The sequence below is a fragment of the Prevotella sp. genome (genome assembly GCF_051059605.1).
Taxonomy (GTDB): Bacteria; Bacteroidota; Bacteroidia; order Bacteroidales; family Bacteroidaceae; genus Prevotella.
This window is the reverse complement of sequence record NZ_CP050883.1, coordinates 18,860-43,003: the sequence shown is the minus strand read 5'-3', so window position 1 is coordinate 43,003 and position 24,144 is coordinate 18,860. Positions and strand designations below refer to the sequence as shown.

21 protein-coding genes and 2 pseudogenes are annotated in these 24,144 nt (G+C 37.5%); 16 read left to right on the top strand and 7 right to left on the bottom strand.

Going from position 1 to position 24,144, the window contains the following annotated elements:
• Positions 1-16 precede the first annotated feature (16 nt).
• The 3 genes from HEQ28_RS00160 to nagB all read right to left on the bottom strand — a co-directional run bounded on the left by HEQ28_RS00160 (position 17) and on the right by nagB (position 5,036).
• Positions 17-1,990: a glycoside hydrolase family 97 protein gene (locus HEQ28_RS00160; protein ID WP_434503187.1), complete on the bottom strand. Its 1,974-nt coding sequence runs from the start codon at positions 1,988-1,990 to the stop codon at positions 17-19.
• 266 nt (positions 1,991-2,256) lie between these two features.
• Positions 2,257-4,254 (bottom strand): glucosamine-6-phosphate deaminase, encoded by a 1,998-nt coding sequence (locus HEQ28_RS00155; protein WP_434503186.1) that lies wholly within the window; start codon positions 4,252-4,254, stop codon positions 2,257-2,259.
• On the bottom strand, positions 4,251-5,036 hold the full coding sequence (gene nagB, locus HEQ28_RS00150) for a glucosamine-6-phosphate deaminase (RefSeq protein ID WP_434503185.1): 786 nt from the start codon (positions 5,034-5,036) through the stop codon (positions 4,251-4,253). Before nagB ends, HEQ28_RS00155 begins: the two co-directional genes overlap by 4 nt.
• A 1,064-nt stretch (positions 5,037-6,100) precedes the next feature.
• On the opposite strand from nagB, the gene HEQ28_RS00145 reads away from it, so the two are divergent.
• The 13 genes and pseudogenes from HEQ28_RS00145 (at position 6,101) to HEQ28_RS00085 (ending at position 19,032) form a co-directional block, all read left to right on the top strand.
• The gene (locus HEQ28_RS00145) at positions 6,101-6,943 is read left to right on the top strand and encodes a helix-turn-helix domain-containing protein (RefSeq protein ID WP_434503184.1); all 843 of its coding nucleotides are present in this window, start codon (positions 6,101-6,103) and stop codon (positions 6,941-6,943) included.
• 790 nt (positions 6,944-7,733) lie between these two features.
• On the top strand, positions 7,734-9,023 hold the full coding sequence (locus tag HEQ28_RS00140) for a hypothetical protein (RefSeq protein WP_434503183.1): 1,290 nt from the start codon (positions 7,734-7,736) through the stop codon (positions 9,021-9,023).
• A 10-nt stretch (positions 9,024-9,033) separates the two neighbouring features.
• Entirely contained in the window at positions 9,034-10,173 is a 1,140-nt protein-coding gene (locus HEQ28_RS00135) for a fimbrillin family protein (protein ID WP_434503182.1), read from the top strand.
• Positions 10,174-10,186: 13 nt separating this feature from the next.
• The gene (locus HEQ28_RS00130) at positions 10,187-10,336 is read left to right on the top strand and encodes a hypothetical protein (protein ID WP_434503181.1); all 150 of its coding nucleotides are present in this window, start codon (positions 10,187-10,189) and stop codon (positions 10,334-10,336) included.
• A 42-nt stretch (positions 10,337-10,378) separates the two neighbouring features.
• Positions 10,379-11,461 carry a fimbrillin family protein gene (locus tag HEQ28_RS00125; protein ID WP_434503180.1) on the top strand — a complete coding sequence of 361 codons (1,083 nt, stop codon included), beginning with the start codon at positions 10,379-10,381 and terminating at the stop codon, positions 11,459-11,461.
• 51 nt (positions 11,462-11,512) lie between these two features.
• Positions 11,513-12,436 (top strand): fimbrillin family protein, encoded by a 924-nt coding sequence (locus HEQ28_RS00120; protein WP_434503179.1) that lies wholly within the window; start codon positions 11,513-11,515, stop codon positions 12,434-12,436.
• 28 nt (positions 12,437-12,464) lie between these two features.
• A complete protein-coding gene (locus tag HEQ28_RS00115; protein ID WP_434503178.1) occupies positions 12,465-13,481 on the top strand; it encodes a fimbrillin family protein in 1,017 nt (338 codons plus the stop codon).
• A 15-nt stretch (positions 13,482-13,496) separates the two neighbouring features.
• Positions 13,497-14,450, top strand: a complete 954-nt coding sequence (locus HEQ28_RS00110) for a fimbrillin family protein (RefSeq protein WP_434503177.1) — start codon at positions 13,497-13,499, stop codon at positions 14,448-14,450.
• Positions 14,451-14,476: 26 nt separating this feature from the next.
• Positions 14,477-15,430 carry a fimbrillin family protein gene (locus HEQ28_RS00105; protein WP_434503176.1) on the top strand — a complete coding sequence of 318 codons (954 nt, stop codon included), beginning with the start codon at positions 14,477-14,479 and terminating at the stop codon, positions 15,428-15,430.
• A gap of 23 nt (positions 15,431-15,453) precedes the next feature.
• A complete protein-coding gene (locus HEQ28_RS00100) occupies positions 15,454-16,467 on the top strand; it encodes a fimbrillin family protein (RefSeq protein ID WP_434503175.1) in 1,014 nt (337 codons plus the stop codon).
• 18 nt (positions 16,468-16,485) lie between these two features.
• Positions 16,486-18,357 (top strand): fimbrillin family protein, encoded by a 1,872-nt coding sequence (locus HEQ28_RS00095; RefSeq protein WP_434503174.1) that lies wholly within the window; start codon positions 16,486-16,488, stop codon positions 18,355-18,357.
• Positions 18,358-18,397: 40 nt separating this feature from the next.
• Positions 18,398-18,730 (top strand): annotated as a pseudogene (locus tag HEQ28_RS00090) (glycine-rich protein); the annotation flags it as partial.
• 26 nt (positions 18,731-18,756) lie between these two features.
• A complete protein-coding gene (locus HEQ28_RS00085) occupies positions 18,757-19,032 on the top strand; it encodes a glycine-rich protein (RefSeq protein ID WP_434503173.1) in 276 nt (91 codons plus the stop codon).
• A gap of 54 nt (positions 19,033-19,086) precedes the next feature.
• Here the strand turns inward: HEQ28_RS00085 and HEQ28_RS00080 are convergent, their stop codons facing one another.
• Complete coding sequence (locus HEQ28_RS00080) at positions 19,087-19,770, bottom strand: glycine-rich protein (protein ID WP_434503172.1); 684 nt, start codon at positions 19,768-19,770, stop codon at positions 19,087-19,089.
• 122 nt (positions 19,771-19,892) lie between these two features.
• Here HEQ28_RS00080 and HEQ28_RS00075 point away from each other — a divergent pair.
• Positions 19,893-20,588 (top strand): annotated as a pseudogene (locus HEQ28_RS00075) (glycine-rich protein); the annotation flags it as partial.
• A gap of 66 nt (positions 20,589-20,654) precedes the next feature.
• Here HEQ28_RS00075 and HEQ28_RS00070 read toward each other — a convergent pair.
• Positions 20,655-21,413 (bottom strand): glycine-rich protein, encoded by a 759-nt coding sequence (locus tag HEQ28_RS00070; protein ID WP_434503171.1) that lies wholly within the window; start codon positions 21,411-21,413, stop codon positions 20,655-20,657.
• 131 nt (positions 21,414-21,544) lie between these two features.
• Between HEQ28_RS00070 and HEQ28_RS00065 the strand changes: the two genes are divergently transcribed.
• Positions 21,545-21,979: a glycine-rich protein gene (locus tag HEQ28_RS00065; RefSeq protein WP_434503170.1), complete on the top strand. Its 435-nt coding sequence runs from the start codon at positions 21,545-21,547 to the stop codon at positions 21,977-21,979.
• Positions 21,940-22,203, top strand: coding sequence for a hypothetical protein (locus tag HEQ28_RS00060; RefSeq protein ID WP_434504400.1), 264 nt, complete (start codon positions 21,940-21,942; stop codon positions 22,201-22,203). Before HEQ28_RS00065 ends, HEQ28_RS00060 begins: the two co-directional genes overlap by 40 nt.
• A gap of 118 nt (positions 22,204-22,321) precedes the next feature.
• Here the strand turns inward: HEQ28_RS00060 and HEQ28_RS00055 are convergent, their stop codons facing one another.
• Together HEQ28_RS00055 and HEQ28_RS00050 are read right to left on the bottom strand one after the other, a co-directional pair.
• Positions 22,322-22,825 (bottom strand): glycine-rich protein, encoded by a 504-nt coding sequence (locus HEQ28_RS00055; protein WP_434503169.1) that lies wholly within the window; start codon positions 22,823-22,825, stop codon positions 22,322-22,324.
• Entirely contained in the window at positions 22,768-23,085 is a 318-nt protein-coding gene (locus tag HEQ28_RS00050) for a glycine rich domain-containing protein (RefSeq protein WP_434503168.1), read from the bottom strand. The genes HEQ28_RS00055 and HEQ28_RS00050 overlap by 58 nt, the downstream gene beginning before the upstream one ends.
• Between the last annotated feature and the right edge of the window lie 1,059 nt (positions 23,086-24,144).

Below are 24,144 nucleotides of genomic sequence, written 5' to 3'. Positions count from 1 at the left end.
TATCAGCTTTGAAGAATTATTCGTTGACAATGATACCCCCCATTGGAGCAATTGTCATCTTTATCTTTCCGTTCTTGCTTATCTTTATATTCTTCAAACTTGGTGTAGACCATAGCTCACCTTGTTTCTTATTTCCGTCAGCATACAATTTCACTGTCTTTCCGGCAAACATGTCAAGATTCAAAGTGATAGTTATTGGTTTGTCTGTACCGTTAATACCACCTACATACCATTTATCACCAGTCTTTCGTGCTATAACAGTGTATTTTGAAGGATATCCGTCCAAGAACTTCACTTCATTCCATGTTGTAGGGATTTGTTTCAACCATTCCTTTTCAAAATCAGGTAATGTTTCAACCACGTTTGGTGTTACCTCAACGCAGTTTACACTTGTCTGGTTTGTGATAGCAGTTGCCATTTCAAATATATCACCAGTGAATCTCTGATGACGGCTCTTGTTGTCCTTACTCATATATTTATTCATGATGACACCACCCCAGTCAAAGCTGGCAACGGCATTTCTTGTATATGGGTACATGTTCATTTCAAAGCCTTCTTTCTTTGCGTGATAGTCAGAGAAGTAAACATTCTCGCTGGCAAGTGCAGCTTCGCTTGCAACATAGTTTGGATACATGCGCTCCCAACCTCTAGGGATTGTACATCCATGGAATATTACCTGAAGACCATATTCATTGGCATCACTCAGAATATCCTCATAAAGTTGCATTGTATGTTGTTTGTCTCCACCAAAGAAGTCTACCTTTATACCCTTTACACCAATCTTCTGCATCCAAGCCATGTCTTTCTTTCTAGCGATAGAATTACTCATCACATTACGTGGAGTTTGTGGGGCATCATTCTCAAAACCGTTACTGTTATACCATAACAACAGGTTTACACCTTTGCTCTGAGCATACTCAGATAGTTTTTCCATTCTGTCTCTACCAATCTGTGTATCCCAGAATCCGTCAACAAGCACATACTCATATCCCATCTTTGCTGAAACATCTATAAATGCTACTTGGTCATCATAGTTCACACTGTTGTCTTGCCATATAAGCCAGCTCCATGTATATCTTCCTGGTTTATAATCATATTTTGTTTCATACAATGGGTCTACTACATCGTATGGAATTGTAGTCTCAACGATAGGCTTCAAAGAACTACCCACGGTGATTGTACGCCAAGGAGTATTTCCTGGAAGAGAAATTGCAGCATATTCGCTTCCTATGCCGTTAGCTTCTCCCTTTTGTGGATATGTAACGCTAAAGCCTTTTCCTGCTTCATATTCAGAAAGTCTGCTTCCTGGGTATTCTCCTGTCACTCCTGTTTCTGATATCAGCACCCAGTTATTTCCTTTTGCATTTGGAATTCGATACAAACATGGGAAGGTATAGCCAACACCATATTGTGAAGGATCTGTTAGCTTAGAGTCTGGCCTATATTCCTCTTCATAGCTAGGCTTTGTACGTTCCCATCCTGTCATAGGTGTTATCTGTGGAGAAAGGAAAGTCCTTGTTTGTGAAGGAAAGTTGAATCCGCTCACCTCTTTATATATGATAGCAGCCTTTGGATTGTCATTTTTCGGACGAGGCAAAGAATATCTGAAAGCGATATCGTTGTCAGATACATTGAATGTTATCTGCATTGGCAGATTATCTGCGTTTACAAGATCAAGAGTAATTTGGTTAGCCTTATATTCTACATGACTTTTTTTAATACGAGTCATGTCATAGCTTTTATTTACTTTTGATTCTTCAGCTTTAACGATCTTCAAATCTTTGGTAAAATCACCATAATTGGCATTTAGTCCTAATGCAGAACGTGACAATATTTCCGCTCCGTTATAGTTTACTGCATAGGTGGCTAGTCCACCGTCGTCATTTATGTCGACTTTTAGTTTACCGTCTGGCGAACTAACAATATGATTATCGGCAAAGGCAATGGTTACCAATAATAATGCCAATGAGATTAAAGTTACTCTCTTCATGTTATTGTATTTAAATAGATATCTTGTACAAAGGTAGTGCAAACGAGTGAAAAAGCAAAATAAAACATCGTTTTAATTTGTTTTCCCGAGTGCCGCCTACCTTCAACTTGGTTAAAGGTAGTGCAAGCCGAACACAATACAAAATAAAATAGAATATTTTTGTTTTTATTGTTGAGGCGCAGCCTATCTTCACCAAAGGTAAAGGTAGTGCAAACGAGTGGAAAAGCAAAATAAAACATCGTTTTAATTTTGTTTTCCCAAGTGTCCTAACTATCAAGTAGTTTATATTCCACAAACGCTTCCATAGCCTCATAACAAGCCAAGCCCAAATCATCATACAATTTTGCTGTAGCTCTATTACGGTCTTCGGCACGCTGCCAGAACAAACGTTCATCATTTCCAAGGAACGGCGCACTTTCCATCTGTGAACTATGCTTTAATATAGCATTACGCTTTGCACGCAACTCTTCTGGACTCATCGGAACACACATTTCGATATTCTCTATTTCCCATTCAGCCCATGCACCACGATACATCCACACACGACAGTCATTAAGCCATTCGGCACCTTCTTCTTTCTCCAGATCAAGCGCTGCCAAAACAGCATCCGTACACTTTCTGTGGGTTCCATGCGGATCAGCAAGATCACCGGCAACATATATCTGATGTGGTTTCACCTCTTTTAATAGAGCACGTACAATTTCTACATCCTTTTCTGTCATCGGCAACTTTTCTATCTTGCCACTTTCATAAAAAGGAAGATCTAGAAAATGAACATTATCTAGCGGTATATGATTAAACGTACATGCGGTACGAGCCTCACCACGGCGAATCAACCCCTTAATAGTTCTTACCTCTACAGTATCAATCTCACCATCTTTCTTGTCTGCTAGGAATTCCTTTATCTCCTTATACATCTTTGTGATAGTAGCATCTTCACTATTTATAAACAGCTGATTGAAGCCGTTTATGAAATGCATGAATCTTGTCACTTCCTCATCACCTACAGCAATATTTCCACTAGTCTCATAAGCAAGATGTACCTCATGATTCTGCTGTACAAGTCTTCTGATTGTACCTCCCATGGAAATAACATCATCATCTGGATGTGGCGAGAACACTATGACTTTCTTAGGATATGGATTGGCACGTTCCGGTCGAGATGTATCATCGGCATCCGGTTTACCTCCTGGCCATCCTGTGATAGTATGCTGAAGATCGTTGAATATTTTTATGTTAGCATTATAGGCTGACCCATACAATGCAAGAAGTTCTGACAAACCATTTTCGTTATAATCCTTATTGGTAAGTTTCAGAATTGGTTTATGAAGTTTTTGGCACAACCAAGTAAGAGCTGCGCGTATCAGTTTATCTGTCCATTTGCAATTTGTTACCAACCATGGATGAACTATACGTGTAAGTTTTGCCGCAGCAGCAAGGTCTATCACCACATGAGCATCGTTGTGCGTCTGCAAGAATGAGGCAGGTATCGACTCTGCGATAGGACCTTCCACAGTCTGCTGAATAATATCTGCTTTCTCTTCACCCCATGCCGTAAGGAATATCTTGCGTGCAGAAAGAATTGTGGCGATACCCATTGTTATAGAACATGGTGGCACAGGTTCTTGAGTGCCAAAACTCATTGTCATTTCTTCACGGCTTGTTGCGTCTATCAGCATCAGCCGTGATGTTGTTGTCAATCCAGAGCCAGGTTCGTTTGTGGCAATATTACCAATCCTTCCTATACCAAGAAGTATCACATCTATACCACCACAGTTCCTTATATTCTCTTCATACAACCGACATTGCTCTAACACTTTATCCTGCGGAGTTGTACCGTCTGGAGAAAATATGTTTTCAGGTTTCACGTCAATATGATCAAGCAACATATCATGCAACTGCGCTATGGCACTGTGTGAACTCTTTGCGCTTTGTGGGAAATACTCATAAGAGTTGAACACGATTACATTACTGAAACTAAGTTCGTGTTTCTCATATCTTGAAATCAGTTCATCATATACTGGAACAAGAGACTTTCCTGTACCTAGTCCCAATACGCATTTGCGTCCTTCACTAGCATGATTGGAAATAATCCTTGCTATCTCATCAGCGATATTGCAAGCACCTTCTTCGACTTTGGGGAATATGTCTGTGGGAATCTTCTCACAGCGTGTAATCTCCGAACGTTCTACAGCGGTGCTAGGACGATAAAATTCCTCTGGCACCTTGTTTAATACTATTTGTGAACTTAGACTTAATTTCATAATCCTTCTATATCCTTAAAATAACGATATGTTCCTACTTTCAATTCATCTGTTGCAGCTTCATCGCATACGATGATACCGTGCTGGTGCATCTGTAATGCAGATATTGTAAACATCTGACTTACTCCGCCTTCCACTACAGCCTGTAAAGCTCGTGCCTTAGCGTGACCATTCACAAGAACCATAACCTCACGTGCATCCATAACCGTTCCCACTCCTACTGTGAGAGCATAAGCAGGAACTTTGTTCATATCATTGCCAAAGAAACGACTGTTTACAATTCGTGTTTCTTTTGTTAGTGTTTTTTGTCGTGTACGTGAACTCAAAGAAGAGCCTGGTTCATTAAACGCAATGTGTCCATCAACGCCTACACCACCTATAAATAGGTCTATACCACCAGCTTCTTTTATCTGCTTTTCATAGTTAGCACATTCAGCCTCCAAGTCAGCAGCATTACCGTTAAGAATATGAATATTTTCATTCGGACAATCGATATGCTTAAACAAATTGTTATGCATAAAAGAATGGTAACTCTCTAGATGTTCCACTGGCAGTCCCACGTATTCGTCCATATTGAACGTAACTACATTTTTGAAAGAAACTCTCTTTTCATTATATGCCTGAATAAGTTTCTTATACATACCGATAGGCGAAGAGCCCGTAGGAAGTCCCAACACAAACTTTTTCTGTGGTGTTGGTTTAAAGTCATTAATTCTTTTAATGACATGTTCGGCAGCCCATTCCGCCAACTGTTCGTAATCTTTTTCTATAATTAATCTCATGCGCAATATGTTGGTTAGATTATCTATTATATTGCAAATATACAAAAAACGAATCTAAAAACAAAATAAAACATTGCTCTTATGAAAAATCAATTTATAATTTAATAAAGGTTCTTCGTCCATTTAGAGGGGATATCCCTCATAAATGGGCTTGGCTCTACCAGAAAAAGTTTTTTTAATGCCACTAATGTCATAATGTCACAAGCCCTTTGTTTATCGGGCTTCAGCCAGTGACATTAAGTGACATTATCGGGCTAAAAGTGACATTATACAGCAAATCATACCTATTTTTGGTGATTTTTCACCAAATATGCAATACATGTATAGATACTTTTTCGCTTATGATGGTCTGCACTCGTCATTATGGCGCTATACTTCACAATATGTTAGTTCTTATCTAAGAAGTAAAGTGCAATAATGGTGATTATTGTCATCAATCCTATTCTAGTAGTTTATTGATAATAATTCGTTTACCCGCGTTAAGTAACCTCCTTTTTCACGTTAGGCAATTCAATTACCTAACGTGGGTAATTGGGTTACTCACGTTAGGTAACCCGATTACATACGTTGTGTAATCGGATTACACACGTGTTGAGGTAATCGAATTACCCAAGTGCCTAGGTAATCGAATTACCCAAAAGTTGCGAAAATTTAGGTAACTATTATACCTTCATTTTCCATTCACGCAACTTTCTTGCATTTTTCTTGCACCCTTAAGTGTATTTCCTGTAAGCTTATCAAGCTAATAGACATATATTTCCTTTGTTCTTTATTTCAACGACATCAGTTACACCCAACATAGCTTAAGTAAACTTTGCTCTGTCTTCGTTTGCACTGTGTTTGAATACTTTGAACTTTAAGAAACAGGAGGAACACAATTAAAAGTAATCAGACTTGTACAATAACTCCAGTCGCTCAAGTTCTTAATTTTGGTTAAACATAACATTTGCGTTTATCAAACATGATAATTTATAAATTATTTTTATTAATTTTGTCAAAATAAGGAAAGCGCTAGACCATGCGCAAGAACGATAGTGATAAATATAAACTAAGCATTTGCATACATGTTAGAAACAAGTAATATTATTTGTAAGGAATGCCAGATAACAAAAAATTGCTCTAGATTTAAATTACTTAATCTGAGCGATGGTGACCAATACCATAGTAACGACATATCACATTGTACACTGTTATATGTATATAGTGGCAAAATAAATGTTTCTCACCACAAAGTAAACTATGATGTATCACATCACCAACTGTCTATAATAGGCTTTGACAAGTCATATATATTAAAGTCTGAAGGTGAGTCTACAGTGATGTTATTTTTTCTAACAGACCCAAATTTAAAGAAAGATGTCTTACGTATTCCTGACAGCAACTCCGTGTATGCTACAACAAAGCTAAGTCTCCATGTTTATCAGGCTTCGTTTTTAATAAATGATTTATATTCTAACATATATGAATTGATAAATTCTAATGTTATATCAATGGAATTATTGAAAGTCAAGGAACTTGAACTGTGGTTATTAATTAAGATGACTATGCAATTGGAAGATTTTAAAAAATTTTCATCTGTTTTTAATAGCAAGAGAATTAGTTTTAAGACTAAAGTTCTTGCAAAGATGAAAGATTACAAAACGGTTTCCGGATTAGCTAAATCATTGGGTATGAACAGGTCTTATTTTCAACGTTTGTTTAAATCAGAATTTGGCGAGTCTCCATCAGATTGGCTAATAAAACACAGGTGCGAATACATCGTTGAATATTTGCACGAAAACGATGTTCCGTTAAAAGTAGCAGCTGAAGAATTAGAATTCTCATCAATGTCACAATTAAGTGATTATTGCCGAAAATATATTGGTAGGACTGCACGATGTATTCAGTTAGAATTAAAACGCGCATAGCTCTTATTTATCTATCTTTAAGAGGATTGCAAATACACCAACAATCTCAATAATCAAAAACATTTTTCAATTTTTTAAACAACAAATCGCCTAGACTTACTAAGCGTAGATAACGATGATGCTTTGCACTTGAATATAAATATTCTATGCTTCCACATCATGCGCATAAATTATGTAATATTTCTTCGATTAAAACGCACCTATTTTATATTGAAATCACCATTATTTTTCTAATACTAAAATAACACATTTGCTTAAATTTAAGAAACATTAGTCACAAAAGATTAAAACATAAATAAATAAATATTTGGTAAATACAACAAAAAGCGCCTATCTTTGCACTCGTTTGAGATAATATATCGTTACCTACGCGCAACCACGATATATATTAGGAAAAACTCTAGTAAGTATTAGTTTTTAAATTTAAGTCTTCAGCATATGTCATACATTAGCATTAACAGCAATAAACAGACTCGTATAATTATTAACAGAAATTCACATAGAACTCCTGAATAATTAAGAATTTACGGTCAAAAAGTCTCAAAACTTTTATAAAGCAAACTGCTTTTAAAAAAATTAGTTATTAATTTTTTAAAAACAAAAAAACACCTTAATATCAAGATATAATAAGAAGTCTAACAATATAGATAAATAAATTATAGTGATATTAATTTAATTATAAGAGCATTGTTTTAGAACAATAAGACTACCGCTAAGAATATAGAGTGATAAATAATTATAAACAGTGCTCAAAATATGTGGCACATTACAACAAATTAAATTGTGTAATATGAAAAATTTATTGTACATAGCTGCTATAGCGGCTACAGCAGTTGGATTTACCAGCTGTTCTAGTAATGAAGATCTTAACGATGCTGTTAAAGACAGTGGAGTTCCATTCAAGGTAACAGCATCAGCACCTACTACACGTGCCACAGATTTAACTAGTTCAAATTTCACAAACTTCCAGCTATATGCTTTCGAAGGAACTGATGAATGGATTACTGGAAAGCAATTTACGAAGAGCACTTCATGGTCTCCAGCCTCAGGAACTTACAAATGGCCTACAGCCGCTACGCCGTCAAACTTCTACGGAGTCAGTGAGAACGCAGCATCTATGTCTTCAGCTTTCGTTGACGACATTGCTAACTCAAAATCTTTCACTTATACAGTTCCTACAACTATTGCTGATCAAAAGGATTTACTTGTAGCTTCGACAACTGGTAAATCAAATGACACACAAGTTTCATTACCTTTTAACCATGCATTAGCAAGTGCTACGCTAAAAATTACTCTTGACCCAAGCGTTACAAATTATAAATCAGAAGATGGAGGAAGATTGTTTATCAAAATAAAAAGTATAACAATACATAACATTGAAGTTTCTGGTATTTATTCTTTTACTAATAGTTCTTGGACTTTAAATGGCACACATGGTAATTACATAATAGACCTTTCTGCATCGCCAATAGTTATTGACACAGACAACAATACATCAGCCAGCTTAAGTGATGCAACAGTAAATGTAAGTGGCAGTATGATGTTCGTACCACAAACTATAACATGTTGGAATATTTTTGCACATAATGGTGATGATGTATCAACAGAGCCAGATAATAAAAGTTTTATATCATTTGAGGCTCAAGCTGTAGAATACAATATAAACGATGTAATCAGTTGTTGTGATGCTGCTGTAACAAAAGGTGATTGTACGTCAGATGCAAATTACTACTATGTAGGAGCCACAAAAATTGCCACAAAAGAGGGTAAAATCTTAGATTGGACAAATTCCATTTTTTCAAAGTCAGATCAAGACTACATTCCGTTTACTGTTCAATATGAAACATATTCGCATGAACAGCAAAAACTACTTCTTGGAAACGTAAACGAGCTTGCGACCGCCGGATATGGTACTCTATACAAACCAATAAGAGGCGCCTACAATTCTACAGACAAAACATATAGTAATTTAGTATTGGATGCAACAAAAGCTCATGTATTTAATGTGAATATAGCAAATGCAGTAAGAAAAGAAGATGGTGATGGTGCATTTGGTTCGCCAGTCCACGTACAGAACTAATAGACTACAAATGAAAGATGTTAAATATATTATAATTGCAATACTTGGATTTTCAATGTTAATTTCAAGTTGCACTTCCGAAAAAGATTTTGGAGAAGGCACTTTAGAAAACGACGAAATTAAAGTAGAAGCTTATATTGCAGGAGCTACAAGAACACCTAAACTAACAAATAGCAACTTAACGCAATTTGGAGTTTATGGATTCTATGGATTAACAACCCGTATTAAAAATGTAATATTTACAAAAAATGGTACATCATGGCAAGGTAGTCGTGTAATAACGTGGCCTTCTGGTGCTATGAATTTTTATGGTATAAGCCCATCTTTCAGTATTAGTACAGGCAATCTTAATACATCCATGACATCATCAATTCAATCAATAGATTATATTGTGCCTACAAATACGGCTAAGCAATTTGATATATTGTATTCAAGCGCATTTAATCAAACAAAATCTGACAATAATGGAAGTATTGTTTTTGCTTACAAACCAGGAATGCATTACTTCAATTTTCTTGGTCAAAATACACTAGAGAGCAATTATCAAGTATTTGTAAAAACTATAATTGTACATAACTTGATTAGTAATGGAAAATTTACTTTTAGTACAACCACAGCTAACAAGGGTGATTGGACCGCCGCAAGTGGTAATGATGCAGTATACGCTAATGACACCATGGAATTATCAACGCCAATAGAACTTACTTCAACCAGAATAAGTTTATCAGGAGATGATTATATGGTTCTTATTCCACAAAATGTCACAAAATGGAATACAGATGAATCTGCGCCTATACCATTGACTGTAGCTGACACAAATCACAACTATTATGTTGAGATAGTTGGACAGATTATCAAGACTGACGAAGAGGGAAATAAAACATACCTACTTGGCAATGCTGATAATTTAGATCCAAATATCCCTCAATATGAATCAGTGTATTTTCCTCAAAATGCAAGAACATGCAGAATTGGCGCTGGCTCTGCACTCCCCATTTTATTTAATGGTGGGTATAATAAAGATGGGCAACTTTACATCGAACACACAGATAGAGGTGGTGGAGGTGTCATTGTCAAAGTAGCAGAATGGCAATCATCAGATATTGAAATTGAGGAATGGACACCTTATTCTGAAAATATTGAATTATAAAACAATTTGAATTATGAAAAAAAATAAAAACAAGGCTTATTTAAAGCCAATAACAGAGATAGTTTATATGACTGAGTGTACAAACATCCTTGCTGGATCTGGAGAAATGTCTCCTTCTGTAGATCTTACCCCGCGTACCACCGGCGAAGATGACGCTATGTAAGCCATGCTGTTTAGACACATGGTATGAAGAATAAAACTATATATGTTGAAGCACAATAAAATTGTAAGTATCCTTTTCCTGCTAGCGTTAACGCTAGCAGGAAATACAGTTTTCTCTTCTTGTTCTCAAGAAGAGGGCACAACTAGCAATAGCGCTACACAAAGGATGAAATTCCGTTTCAGTAGCGATGACTCTGAAAGCGGATCAGCTAAGGCTGCGACCAGAGGAACAGCAGAAACAAAAACTACGCTGTCCAGCTCTATAGGAATGTCATGCTACACTGGTGCATGGAACGATGATGCATCTCTGCCTGATTTTTTCTATAACGAAGAAATTATAGACCCAGGTACAGGCACATGGACTACATCAGGCAGCTACTTTAAACCTGACACAGGTACAAAGCGCAGATACTTCGCTTACTATCCATATCTTAACACTGATGTAGACAATCTGCACAACATGACAATTTCAGAGTCAAATCAACCTGGGTATCCAACCATTGATTACTCTGTTCCTGACGCTATAGTAGACCAACAGGATTTGATGGTTGGAAACACTGACGAATCAGCATTCGGAGATAAACTGGATGTTGTCAGCCTAAATCTAAGACATTTGCTCACAGCAGTAAGATTTGCGGTGGGAACTTCAATCCCTACATGTAAAGTAACTAAAATTACTATTAAGAATGTCTTCTATTCTGGTTCATATATATACCCGAATGAATCATGGTCATCAATAAACGATGAAAACGTAAAGACATTTACGCAACAACTTTCGAAACAAATTAACTCTACAGACGCAGCTGGTACATACATCACCAATGATAAACAGTCGTTTATGATGATGCCACAAACAGTGCCAAACAATGCGACGCTAGAAATAATAATAAACGACGGTCAAGATCACACCTTGACAACCAAACTTGGAGGAAAAGTATGGGGACGAGCTAAAGTCGTTACCTACAACATATCTATCACATCATTAACTAAGATGACTGTTACAAGTGATATCGTAGACTGGAGCACAGCCGACTCATTCACAGGTGAGGTTTCAGATGCATCTAACGTAAGAAATTCGGGAGACATCAATGAATGGGATCCTGGTAAAAACATGTCTAACAAGTAAATTGACATTGAGTTTAAATATTAATAACGCATTTGCATTTATTATATAAATATGAAAAAGTTCTTTATTATAATAGGGTTAGGATTAGCTGTACTTTCATCTTGCGGTAGCAGCGATGATTTGACAGACAATACCGCTGATGAAAACAGAATACAGTTACAAAGCGGTATGGCGACAACACGTGCCGGCCTTAGCATTCAAAGTACGGAATTCGACAAAGGCGAACAAATTAACGTCTTTTTAAGTGAGGTTGTAACCGTAGATCAGACTGCTTCTACAAAATACACACAGCCTATTGTTTATGTGACCAGCAACACTTCTGGTTCCATGACTCCAGCAAACTCTATATTCCCTTACTATCCTAGTAATGGACGTAACGTTGACCTATGGGCTTGTTATCCTTCAAGGGTGAACCAAAACTCAACTACTTTCACTGTAGAAAGTGATCAGACAACCAAAGACGGTTACAAGCGTAGTGACATGATGTATGCCGCTAAAGCAGGAATATTAAGACAAAAAGAGATTGTACCAATCACTTTCTATCACAAGATGGCTAAAGTGCGTATCAACCTCACGGTTCCTGACGGAAAAGATGTTTCTATACTTGACAATTCAAGAGTTTCAATAACTAATGTAGCTAGAACTATAGCTATAAACCCAAGTGCACAGTATATTGGGACAACTTCGGCAGAACTCACAAATATAGGTTCTGTAACCGTTTCTACAAATGGTTCTTTAGACTGCTCTGCCATAATTGTTCCACAGACCGTTGATCCAGGTTACTTTCTTGAGATAAGACTTAGCAATGGTGATATTCTAAACTACATGTTGCCTCAAAGCATAACATTTGTCCCTGGAACAATAAATACATTTGCCATAAGTGTGAATGAACAGAATATCAAGGCTACATATTCAGTAACACCGTGGGATGATACAGCTACAGCTATCTCAGGCGCTATATCACTTGACAAATAATAAAACTAGAATATAATATTTCTATAATATGAAGATAAAAGGATATTTATTTTTGGCGTTGGCATTAACAACTTCAGCTGTACTTTCATCTTGCAGCAGTGACGAAGATACTGCACAGGACAACTCTCTCAAGGAAATTAAACTTGGAGTGAGTTGGGGCAACACGAATACTAGAGCTAATATTGCCGAAGCTTATCGTAACATTATAACACAAGGACAGCAAATAGCAGTATGGGCAGACATGATTAACGCTACCGACTTGTCTGTTTCCAATTACTTCAATGCTTGGTTTTTGAAGTCTAATGGCGACAACACTTTGGGCTACGTAACAGAATCAAAGATGTTTCCTGCTGCTAATAAGTTGAATTTATACTGTATGCATGGAGACTTCAACGCAGGACAAATCACTGAAAAAACGACATCTTTCCCATCTACAGGATTAGCTTTCAAAGTTGAAACAGAACAAGTTGGTACTGGTAACTATTATACAAGCGATTTGCTCTATAGTATGAGGAAAGAAGTTATGCCTACTGAAAGCGAAATAGAATTACCTTTCTACCACATGCTTTCTCAAGTGAGAATTCTTGTGGTAGCAGGAGCTGAGGTTTCATTGGATAATTTGGCAAAATCAAGCGTGCAGATTGTAGGTGCAAAATATCAGGGAACATTTATACCAGACTCTACACTAACTGATTTAAGTAACCAGAGTAAAAGAGCAGCGATGGTAGTCACTGACAACACTCAAACATCAAACATCTCTGTAAAAAGAAGCGATATCAGTGCTTTCCAAACTGATACTGATCTTGCATCGGCTATTATGTTACCACAGACATTTGCTGCTGGAACAGGTATGGTTAAAATAACTCTTCCTAACAACGATGAGTTTACATACAAACCTTCGGCTGACTTGAAAATTGAAAGTGGAAAGGCTTATTTGATAAAAATAACCATTAACGACGGTAGAGCACAGGGTGTAGTTACATCTCTAAAGGATTGGACTTCTACAGAAACAGCTGAGACATTAGACTTTGAACGTTCACTTTAAAAACACCACGGAATTATGAAAACAAGAAAGAAAATAAATATCATTACTGCAATCATGTTGGGCAGTTTATTCAGCTTTACATCATGTGGTAGCGAAGAGGATACAACGGATGTCATAACAAAAGACAGGGCTGTTGTTTTCAGTTCTGTTATCGGAGATGTATCTGAAACACCCGCTGCTAAAACACGCGCCACTCTTGCCAGCACACTTGGTACCGACATCGGTATCATGGGATATAGATATTCAGGAACTTGGACCGGCACTACCGAGACACCTAACTTTATGTATCAGGTCAACGCTACTAGTACAGACCATACAAACTGGACTACTGCTACTAAATACTATTGGCCTAACACCGACGAGCACATGAGATTCTTCGGATATACACCTTTGTCTGCTTTCACTGGAACTAACGGAACTCTGAGCATAAAAACGGCTCTTGGTCCAACGAAATTCACTTCATACACGGTTCCTGTAAATAACGCTGACCAACAAGACTTGATGTTCGGTGAAAGCACTGAATATACTTGTAGCAACGGTGGTAACGTTGCATTGGCATTCCATCACATTCTTTCTGCGATAAGCTTTAAGTCTGGAAACAATGTAGACGGTTCTATTGAAAGTATCAAACTTAAGGGCATCCCATATATTGGTACCTATACAGCTAATACTGCAACAGGTGGAACATGGGCTGTTGATGCTCTACCAACAGAGATGCCTAATGAGTACACAGGTAATTTATCTAGTACATTCTTGATGATTCCACAGACTCTACCTTCTACAGCCTATGTTGTTATCACATATAAAGATGTAAATAGTAACACACAGACACTTACTTACTCTTTAAAGAATGTAGTTTGGAATGCTGGTAATGCCTATGAATACAGTATTAATATAGCTGACAACAAGGCTTTATTAACTCCAACTATCAAGGCTTGGACTGTTGTTTCTGGAAATATACAATATTAATGTTTAACAGAGTAAAGATAGAAGATATGAAAATAAGATATTATATTCAAACTCTAATCGCTGTCGCAGCTTTGATGAACACATCATGCGCCAACGAGAATGAATATACAGAGAATGCGAGTAATAAACAAATAGAATTCACTGTAAATAAAAACATTGCGCCTATATCACGCGCTTCTATTAAGACGACTTGGGGTGATACCGATCAGTTTAACATTATTTCTATGGTAAAAACTGATGACGTATGGAGTATACTGATAAATAAGGAAAGCGTTTCTAAAAATTCTGACGGTAACTGGATTACCGCTAAACAGCATTATTGGCCAAATCAAAAGCAACAACTTGACTTCTATGGCTACTACCCTGCTGCAACTCTTGAAAATTTAATCACAAGCGTGATTCCTACTCAAGCTCCAACATTTAATTATACTGTAAGCAACGAAGAGAGTAACCAAGTTGATATCCTTGGCGCTCACGTTACATATGGAAATAGTCAATTCGCAACTACTATTCCGTTGGAATTTCAACATTTACAAACTGCTATCTACGTAAAGATGGCTGACGGTAGCAAGGTTGGAACGATAAAGAGTATTTCTATAACCAACGCAAATAGTGTAGGTACTTTTGATTATGCAACTATGGGATGGAGCAATCAGAATACACCATTAACATATTCTCGCACACTGAACTACGCAAGTAGTGGAACTGATGGTGGCACATATCTTGTTCCTGCAACAAATCCACTGCTACTGTTGCCACAGACTTTGTCTGATGACTCAAGAATAAACATTGTTTTCACAGACACAGAGGGTGACCATACAATGAGTTACGCTCCGACCGCTCTGCAAAAAACACTAGTAGGTGGGTATGCTTTGGAACTTTCGATATCAGTAACTTCACTCTATACTATAGAACTAACAAGCAAAGTTGCAGAGTGGCTTGATGGTGGTTTGACAAATGGAGAACTTAAAAGTAAATGAGAAATAAAATAACACGCAATAATATGAGAAAATCATTATTTTATGCCGCTATGCTCTTCGCCACATTGCTTACTGCATGCAGCAGCGATGATAGTGAAAATGAAACTATAGCTGATGGCAAATATGAAATAAATATTGCCAGTTCTATAAACGAGGCTGTAACAAGAGGTGTAACACAAGGAAACTACATAAACAATGGCGAACTAGTTTATGTTTGGGGAGATGTTAGCAATGCCATCGATGAGACAAAAGATGGAACTTCATGGTTTAACGCTTGGGAACTTACCGCTAACGGTTCAAACGGCTTCACTCATAAGACTGGTGATGTGAAATATTATCCTGGACAAAACCAGAATATTGACTTGTTTGCTATTCATGGCAATCAACTACATTTCACAGCTGGTACAACAGAATTTCCTACTTCTGTATCACACACTATATATACAGATCAGACTACTACTGATGGGTATGTGAAAAGCGACCTTTTGTATGGTACTCTAAAAAAGCAGGCACATTCAACATCAACTATTCCTGTGACATTCTATCACATGCTTTCAAAAATTGAAATTGTATTGAAGCCAGGTGTAGGCGTACGTGATGCAGACTTAGCTGATATCTCAGTTAACTTGCTTAACGTAAAACCTACGGTTACTTTTGCTCCTAAAAAACTTACTGCTGAAGAATTGGCAACACAAGGTACAAGAGCAAATTTGCTTACCAACACAGGAAATGCAACCAGTGTAAAGTTCACACCGATAAAGGTTGAAAAAGCTACGGATGGCTACGGAACTCAATACTCTGAAGTTATCATACCTCCACAAAGCTATAATGGAACTGACTTCATGTCAATAACATTTAATAGTGGTGGTCTTGCTGGCACAACTCTATATTATCAGCTAACAAAAGACTTATTAAGTGGTTATGTATATCAATTCAATATACTAATTAGCCCTACTACTTTCACTCTTTCACCTACGGTAACACCGTGGCAAAGTGAAACAACAACGCGCGACAAAGATATGAATAAGAAATCTTAAACATTTACCAAAACGATTATGAAACACTTTAATAAACATATTCTCTACACTATGATGGGCTGCAGCATGATTAGTGGATTGTATTCTTGTTCTGAAAGTATAAATGACACACTTCCTAGCATTGGATTGACTAATAAAGAAATTAGTTTCAATGCTACAACTTCAAGCGATGTCAATAATAACTCAAAGACACGTGCAGCTATGATGTCTACAGATGGATTTGAAAATCCACATACTTTACAGGGATTCTCAAAGACTTTATACCTGCATCCACTTGTGGAAACATTACAGACGCAGGAACATGCTGTAAAAACACGTGGTGCTCTTATTGATGCAGCAAGCAATATGAGTTCTTTCGGAGTGACAGGTATATATTACAATAATGCTGGTGAACTCCCTACCCTAGCACCAAACTATTTCCATAATATTGAAACCGTTAAATCGTCAGACAATATATGGACTATGAGGGAAAAGCGTGCATGGCCTACTTCAAAATATAAGATGGCTATCTATGCTTATCATCCTTTCGGTGCTCCAGAAATAGCTATTTCTGACGAATCTCAGATTGGAAGTCCATCTGTTTCATACACTGTCGGAAACAATCCGACAACAATGAGTGACTTTATGACAGCTTCAGCTACAGAACTGAATGTGTCAACAGCAACTAACAACACTGTACCATTAGTTTTTAATCATAATTTAACAGCAATTAACTTTGTTGTTGGCAAGGATATGATTCCAGGTACAATCAAGAGTGTCACTTTTAGAAATATATACAATGAAGGTAAATTCACCCTTGGTGGAGCTTGGAGTTTTACAAACTATTCATTGTCTGACAAAAGTTACGGTAACTTAGGTGTTGCTATAACTGGCGCAGAAAATGAGGTTATTATCAACGGTACTCGTACTCTTATGATGATTCCTCAGACATTCAGCGCAGAAAATCAAACTCTCGAAATCGTTTTTAACGATGGACAAACTGACTACACGCTAACAACTACTCTTAATGGATCATCATGGGTAGCTGGAAAAACTGTAACATATAAGATTTCTTCTTCTGCTGTCACAACTCTTAATCTTGGAACTATCTCTTTCGCCACAGGATGGGATCAGATTGGTAAAACAACATGGGCTGATGGCGATGCAGTCGGTCTATATGTAAAAGACCAAAACGGAAATCTAAAGAGTTCAAATGTTAAACTTACATATTCAGGTACTGATAAAAAATGGACTTCAGCAACTAAAGTGTTGTATTCACCACAATACGACTACTATGTTTATTATCCATATCAGGATGCCGGTGTTTCTAACACTTCAAATTCAGGAAGTGCAAAGACACGTGCCTCAATAACTGCTGGTACTGCTGAAGGATTCTTTGCATCTGGTATTTCAGCTTGGTCTCCAAAGACCGACCAAAGCACATCTACTAACATCAACGCTAGTGACCTCCAAACTGCAAAAGGTTTAATATCTACAGTTGATGCTTCTAGTATAAACTTCACTATGGCACACGCTATGGGATTGGCAAAAATTACGTTAGGCACGAAAACTGTACCTATGACTCGTACATTTGATGGCAATACCAATACTGTGAAACAAGATGTTGGTACCAAAAACGTAACCGCAGCCGCCAACTTTAACGGCGGTGTTATTCCTTATTACAACGGAAATTACTGCGCAATCATTAAGCCTAACACAGCCACGATATTCAAGAGTGCGGCTGGTGTAGCCAATGGTTGGGTAAATAATGCCATATCACTAACCGCAGCAAGTGGTGCAACCACATCTGGTACTGCATATAGCGACAGTACATTTATTTACCTTGCACGTGCGTATAGTTACACGGGAAGTGTACAGCAGTACATAGCTCCTAAAAGCAGGCACATATAAACTTGAAGTTTGGGGTGCGCAAGGTGGATCAACATTAAGCGGTATCGGTGCAAATGGAGGGTATTCTTATGGAAATATATATTTAAATGGAGGCAGGTTATTATATGTTGTTGTAGGTGGTAGTGGCGATAGTGGATTAGGATATAATGGGGGTGGTGACGGACAGGCTTATGGCGGTGGTGCTACCCATATATCAACAAATAATAGAGGTGAATTAAGTAATTTTAGTAGCTATCAATCTGAAATAATTATTGTTGCAGGAGGAGGTGGCGGAGGAGAAAGAACAAATGCGGGTGCTGGTGGAGGAGTTAACGGTAATGCTGGCGTTTTTTGGGATAATGCTGGTGTAACAGGAAATGCTCCATCAGGAGGAACACAAAATTCTGGTGGAATTGGTGCTTGGAACAGCACTTATGGGACTGCGGGTCAGGAACCTTTGGTCAAGGAGGAACAGGAACAACATCAAATGAATCTGGTCCAGGAGGAGGTGGTGGCTGGTACGGTGGTGGCGGTATCCCTTGGGCTGGTGGTTCAGCTGGTGGTTCCGGTCATATCGGTACCGGCATTACTGGAGCCACTATTGCTGGAAGCCAATCATTTTTATCGCCGTCTGGCGGAACGGAGATTGGGCACACTGGCAATGGCTACTCAAAAATAACTCAAATTTCGTTTTAAACAAAATGAAAAATCCATTACAAAATAGAAAGTAATGGATTTTGTTTTCACAATTTAGTTAAATGAGACCTGAGATATTATAGCATAACCATTACCTGAACGAATATGTTCTTGGGAATAACCATTTGATACACCACTTGTTGAATTGCTACTATCATATCCTGCACCAACAATTATGCGATCTGATAATTTTGACATTATTGCTTCTGTAACGCTCGCATCAGAATTTGTATCATTCCAACCTAAAATAAATTCTATACCAGAAGAATTAGAAGTGTCAATATCAACATTAATATATGCCGTTAAATGATTTGTAGTCTTTGTCATTTTTGTAATTGAAAAAGAATGATAAGGATCATTATTATAAGACGCAAAAGCGCAATTATTAAACCCAAAGCCAGACATATCGATTTGATAAATTCCAGATGTATTTCTCCAATATGGCCCATAATAGGTTGCATTACTTGTACCTAACCGTGTCAAGGATGGTGTATAAACAAGAACATTACTTAGCCTAAAGTCTGTAGAACCATCCCAATTAAAATATGCTCCGTCACTATATGCACCTCCTACGTATGTATATAGTATTTTTCCAGATACTAATGATATTGTACCAGAAGAATAGCTGCCTTTTACATTATTTCCTTCAGAGCCATAACATTCCAATTTATAACTTCCTGTTTTAGGTGCCACAAACTGCTGTACACTTCCCGTGTTAGGAGGAAAATAATTAAACAAAATAAGGCTTATTACAAGAATATTTGACAATAAATTTGATTTATTTCTATTTTTTGTTGTGATATTTACACACGGACACGGGAAGTGTACAGAATTTCACAGCGCCAAAATTAGGGTCCTACAAACTAGAAGTTTGGGGCGCAGGAAGTTTAAGTGCAAAAAGTACTTCCGGCTATAGTACAGAAGAAGGAAAAGGTGGGTATGCAAAAGGAACATACGATTTAACTTTAGGTGCAGTCTTATATTTATATATTGGAGGCGCTGGCAATACAAACTCAGGAATATCTGGAGGTACAGGAGGCTATAATGGAGGTGGAAATGGAGGCACCGGTGTTTCTTATGCAGGTGGTAGTGGTGGTGGAGGAGCAACTCATATAGCTACTATCTCAGGTTTACTATCTTCTTTGGTTAATAATAAAAATTCTATAATTATTGTAGCTGGTGGTTCTGGTGGATGTGCAGTAAACTCAGGAGCCGGTTATGGTGGTGGAATAACTGGCGGTGACTCTTCCACTGCAGGTTGGACACCAACAGGCATTAATAAAATTACTATACTAGGAGGATCTCAGGCAAAAGGATATGCATTTGGACAAGGACAAAATGTAACAATACCAAAAACACAAGGGTCATGTGGTGCCGAAGGTAATGGCGGTGGAGGTGGCGGATACTATGGTGGGTATGCATTTATTGGAGATGGTGACGGTAGTTGTTGTGGAGGTACAGGGGGTTCCGGATATATTGGCGGCGTATCTAACGGCACCATGGAAAATGGTGTGCGTTCTGGAAATGGATACTGTGTAGTATCATGGATTCCTTAAATTAATTATTTTCTATAATTAGAAGTTTCCTTAGAATTCATATTGAATTCTAAGGAATTGTGTTATCTACGGTAACATAGTTATTATAGCATAACCATCACCGCTATGTCCAATCTCTGTTCCACCGCTTGGTGAAGAAAATGATTGGTTTCCTGCAATTGTGGCTCCTGAAATACCTATACTGATGTAACCAGAACCGCCACCACCACCGCCACCATAGTTTATGCCACCACCGCCGTACCAACCGCCACCACCAGCACCGCCATGATTTCCATCAGTTCCAGGTCCACCTTCTCCTCCCTGTCCAAAACTTCCAGATGTTCCTGTCCCTGATATATAATAATATCCATATTGACCACCTTCTTTCTGTGTTCCACCTGCTGCTAATAAAATAACATTTGTAACGAAACCACCCGTTCCACCAGTAAGACCACCTCCTGCACCTCCAATAGCGGCATCTCCGCCACCACCACCTCCTGCAACTATGATAACTTCATTTTGATATGATAAATAATTTTTAAGTTCTCCTCTTTTGCTTAAAGCTATATGTGTTGCTCCACCTCCAGAACCAGAACCAATGCCGCCACCATTATATGTTCCAATACCAGGATTATCATTTATTATGGAATTATATTGTCCAACATATATATAAAGATTTGTCCATTGAGATAAATTTATATTACCATAAGAATATCCACCAAAACCACCGGTTCCTCCAAAGCTACTATTTCCTTGTGCTCCCCAAACTTCTAATTTATATGTACCACCTTTAGGTGCCACAAACTGCTGTACACTTCCCGTGTGAGGAGGAAAATAATTAAACAAAATAAGACTTATTACAAGAATATTTGACAATAAATTTGATTTATTTCTAATTTTTGTTGTGATATTTACACAGGGACACGGGAATGTACAAGGTTTCACTGTCCCCAAGTTGGCACATATAAGTTAGAAGTTTGGGGGCACAGGGCGGAGGAAATTGGCCAGGTGGAAATACTATAGATGGATATGGTGGGTATAGTTATGGAAATATTAAATTAACATCAGGACAGATTATGTACATCTATGTAGGACAATCAGCAGGAACTTATAACGGTGGTGGTATAGGTGCTGCTCCCGGTGGAGGTGCCACACATATAGCTATGACTAATCGTGGAGAACTGAAAACTTATTTATCATATCAAAGTGAGGTTGCTATAGTTGCTGCTGGTGGTGGTGGCCTTGAATGGGGAGGAAAAGGAGGTGACGGTGGAGGTACTATTGGAAATAATGGAATTCGCAAGCAAATAGTAATTTTTCTGCGTCTGCTTGTGGAACAGGTGGTACTCAATCCTCTGGTGGAACATCTACAATACCTCCTTCTTCTGTTTATAGTGGAACAAGTGCATTAGTAAATGGCAGTTTTGGTCAAGGAGGATGTGGTTATACAACAGACGGGAATAATGACTATGGCGCTGGTGGCGGTGGCGGATGGTATGGCGGAGGTGGAACATCTTTCTCTGGCGCAGGTGGGGGCGGTTCTGGCCATCTAGGTTCAATGCTAACCAACACATATATGCAATCTGGAGTGCAAACAGGTGATGGTTATGCTAAAATTACTCAGATATCATTCTAATAAAAGTTATATAATAGATCTATTGAAGTGGGTTTTTATTCATTTTTTGTATATTTCATGAACACCATAAATTTAAAATAAACAATAAATCATTGCATTTACAATGACCTTATTGTTATCAAAATGATATCTGAATTATTGTGGCATATCCATTTCCTGAACGAATACCACTTGCTGTATAACCGTTTAAAATACTGCCAATATATCCAGAACCTCCTGACCCACCGGTATTACACCAATCTGTACCAGTAGATTGATCAGCAGTCCCTCCATACCATCCACCACCACAGCCACCACCAGCCTCTACAGATCCACCTCCTTGGAATCCATCATGACCATTTTGTCCTTTACCAAATAAATAACCTGTAGTTTGTGTTGCCCCATAGGATATTTTACCTGAATTATAAGGCTCAACAGAATTGCCTCCGTTAGTTCCACCGCCTGAACCACCATAATGCTTGTCTGTGACATCACCACCATGGCAGTACCCACCACCGCCACCAGCTACTATATATACAGAATTTTTGTTATTGGACAAGGTACTTAACAATCCTGATAGTGATGCTATATGTGTTGCGCCACCACCACCACCAGCACGTATAGTAGTACTACCTGCATACAATCCTCCTGAACCACCACCGTTATATATCCTCCAGAACCGGTTGATGCGGTTGATCCTCCTTGACCACCGATGCAAACATATATTATTTGCATATTGGTTAAATTTATTTGTCCCCGTGCATACCCTCCTTTACCTGCTGTAATCTCATCAGAAGAGTCTGTACCTCCCTGTGCTCCCCAAACTTCCAACTTATATGTGCCTGCATTTGTGGCCATAAACTGCTGCATACTTCCCGTGTTAGGAGGTATATAATATTTCATCTCTATTTTTTAAAGAAATTTGATAACAATGCATATATAATTCTTTCTTAGAAAAAAATATATATTATCATTAATTCTCATTAAAAAGTCAGTGATGTTTTAATCATTTATTCAAATACAGAATTGGGAGAAAAAAATAATGATTATTTGTAAGGCATCTTTGCATATCATTTAGTTGAACTTCTTTATTCGATAAACACGGAATATACATTCAACTAAATTCGCAACAAGTTTTTGATGAATTGTAATAAAATACGAAACAAATTAATAGGCAAAGCATTTTACATATTAAAATCAACTGCTTGCAATGATGCTTGTACATTTCAAACCCCACCACAGCCCAGTTATATGGTCAATAGGATTTCTCATGCTATGCAGAGACTGATCATATCAAATTTGACAATAGCATAACAAATAGGTAATTAAACAGAACCCATATCTTTGAAAAATTATATTATTTTGCAAGAAAGGAAATAGAATTAAATATATTGAGATAAATGGTCAGTTATAAGCATTTGATTATACTATTGTTCTTTGCCTGAAAAACAGCTACGGGTTGCGCTCGTTTATTATGTTATTGCAAGTATGTGAGGCTTCGTCATGAATCAAGCAGCATCAATCTTTAGAATACTACATGGAGTGCTATAAAACGAAATATAGCCATTAATGCTTCTTATGATTAGTTAAACATGAATCGAAGCCACATAGGTCATCTATAAATTGTCAATACTTTTGATCATTTCTCAATCAGATAAAAAACAAGAAACTCATTCACAAAACTATCACTTGTTTGTGAATTTAATCAATTGATCCTTGATTATTGTGGACACGAGCTATATAAAAAAATTGTAACTAAGGAAAGTCTCATAACTCTGTCAACATCAAAACTAGAATATGACTTTTGGAGCATTTAAACTTTTGTGCAAATTAAACACTTTAAATGAGATAAAAATGAAATAACTCTATATGATGAAACAAGTTCATCTTGTATGGATAAATCTCAATTAATATTGAACTCCTCTTTTCTTAAACTTAATTACAATCCCCTCTGTCGCTTGA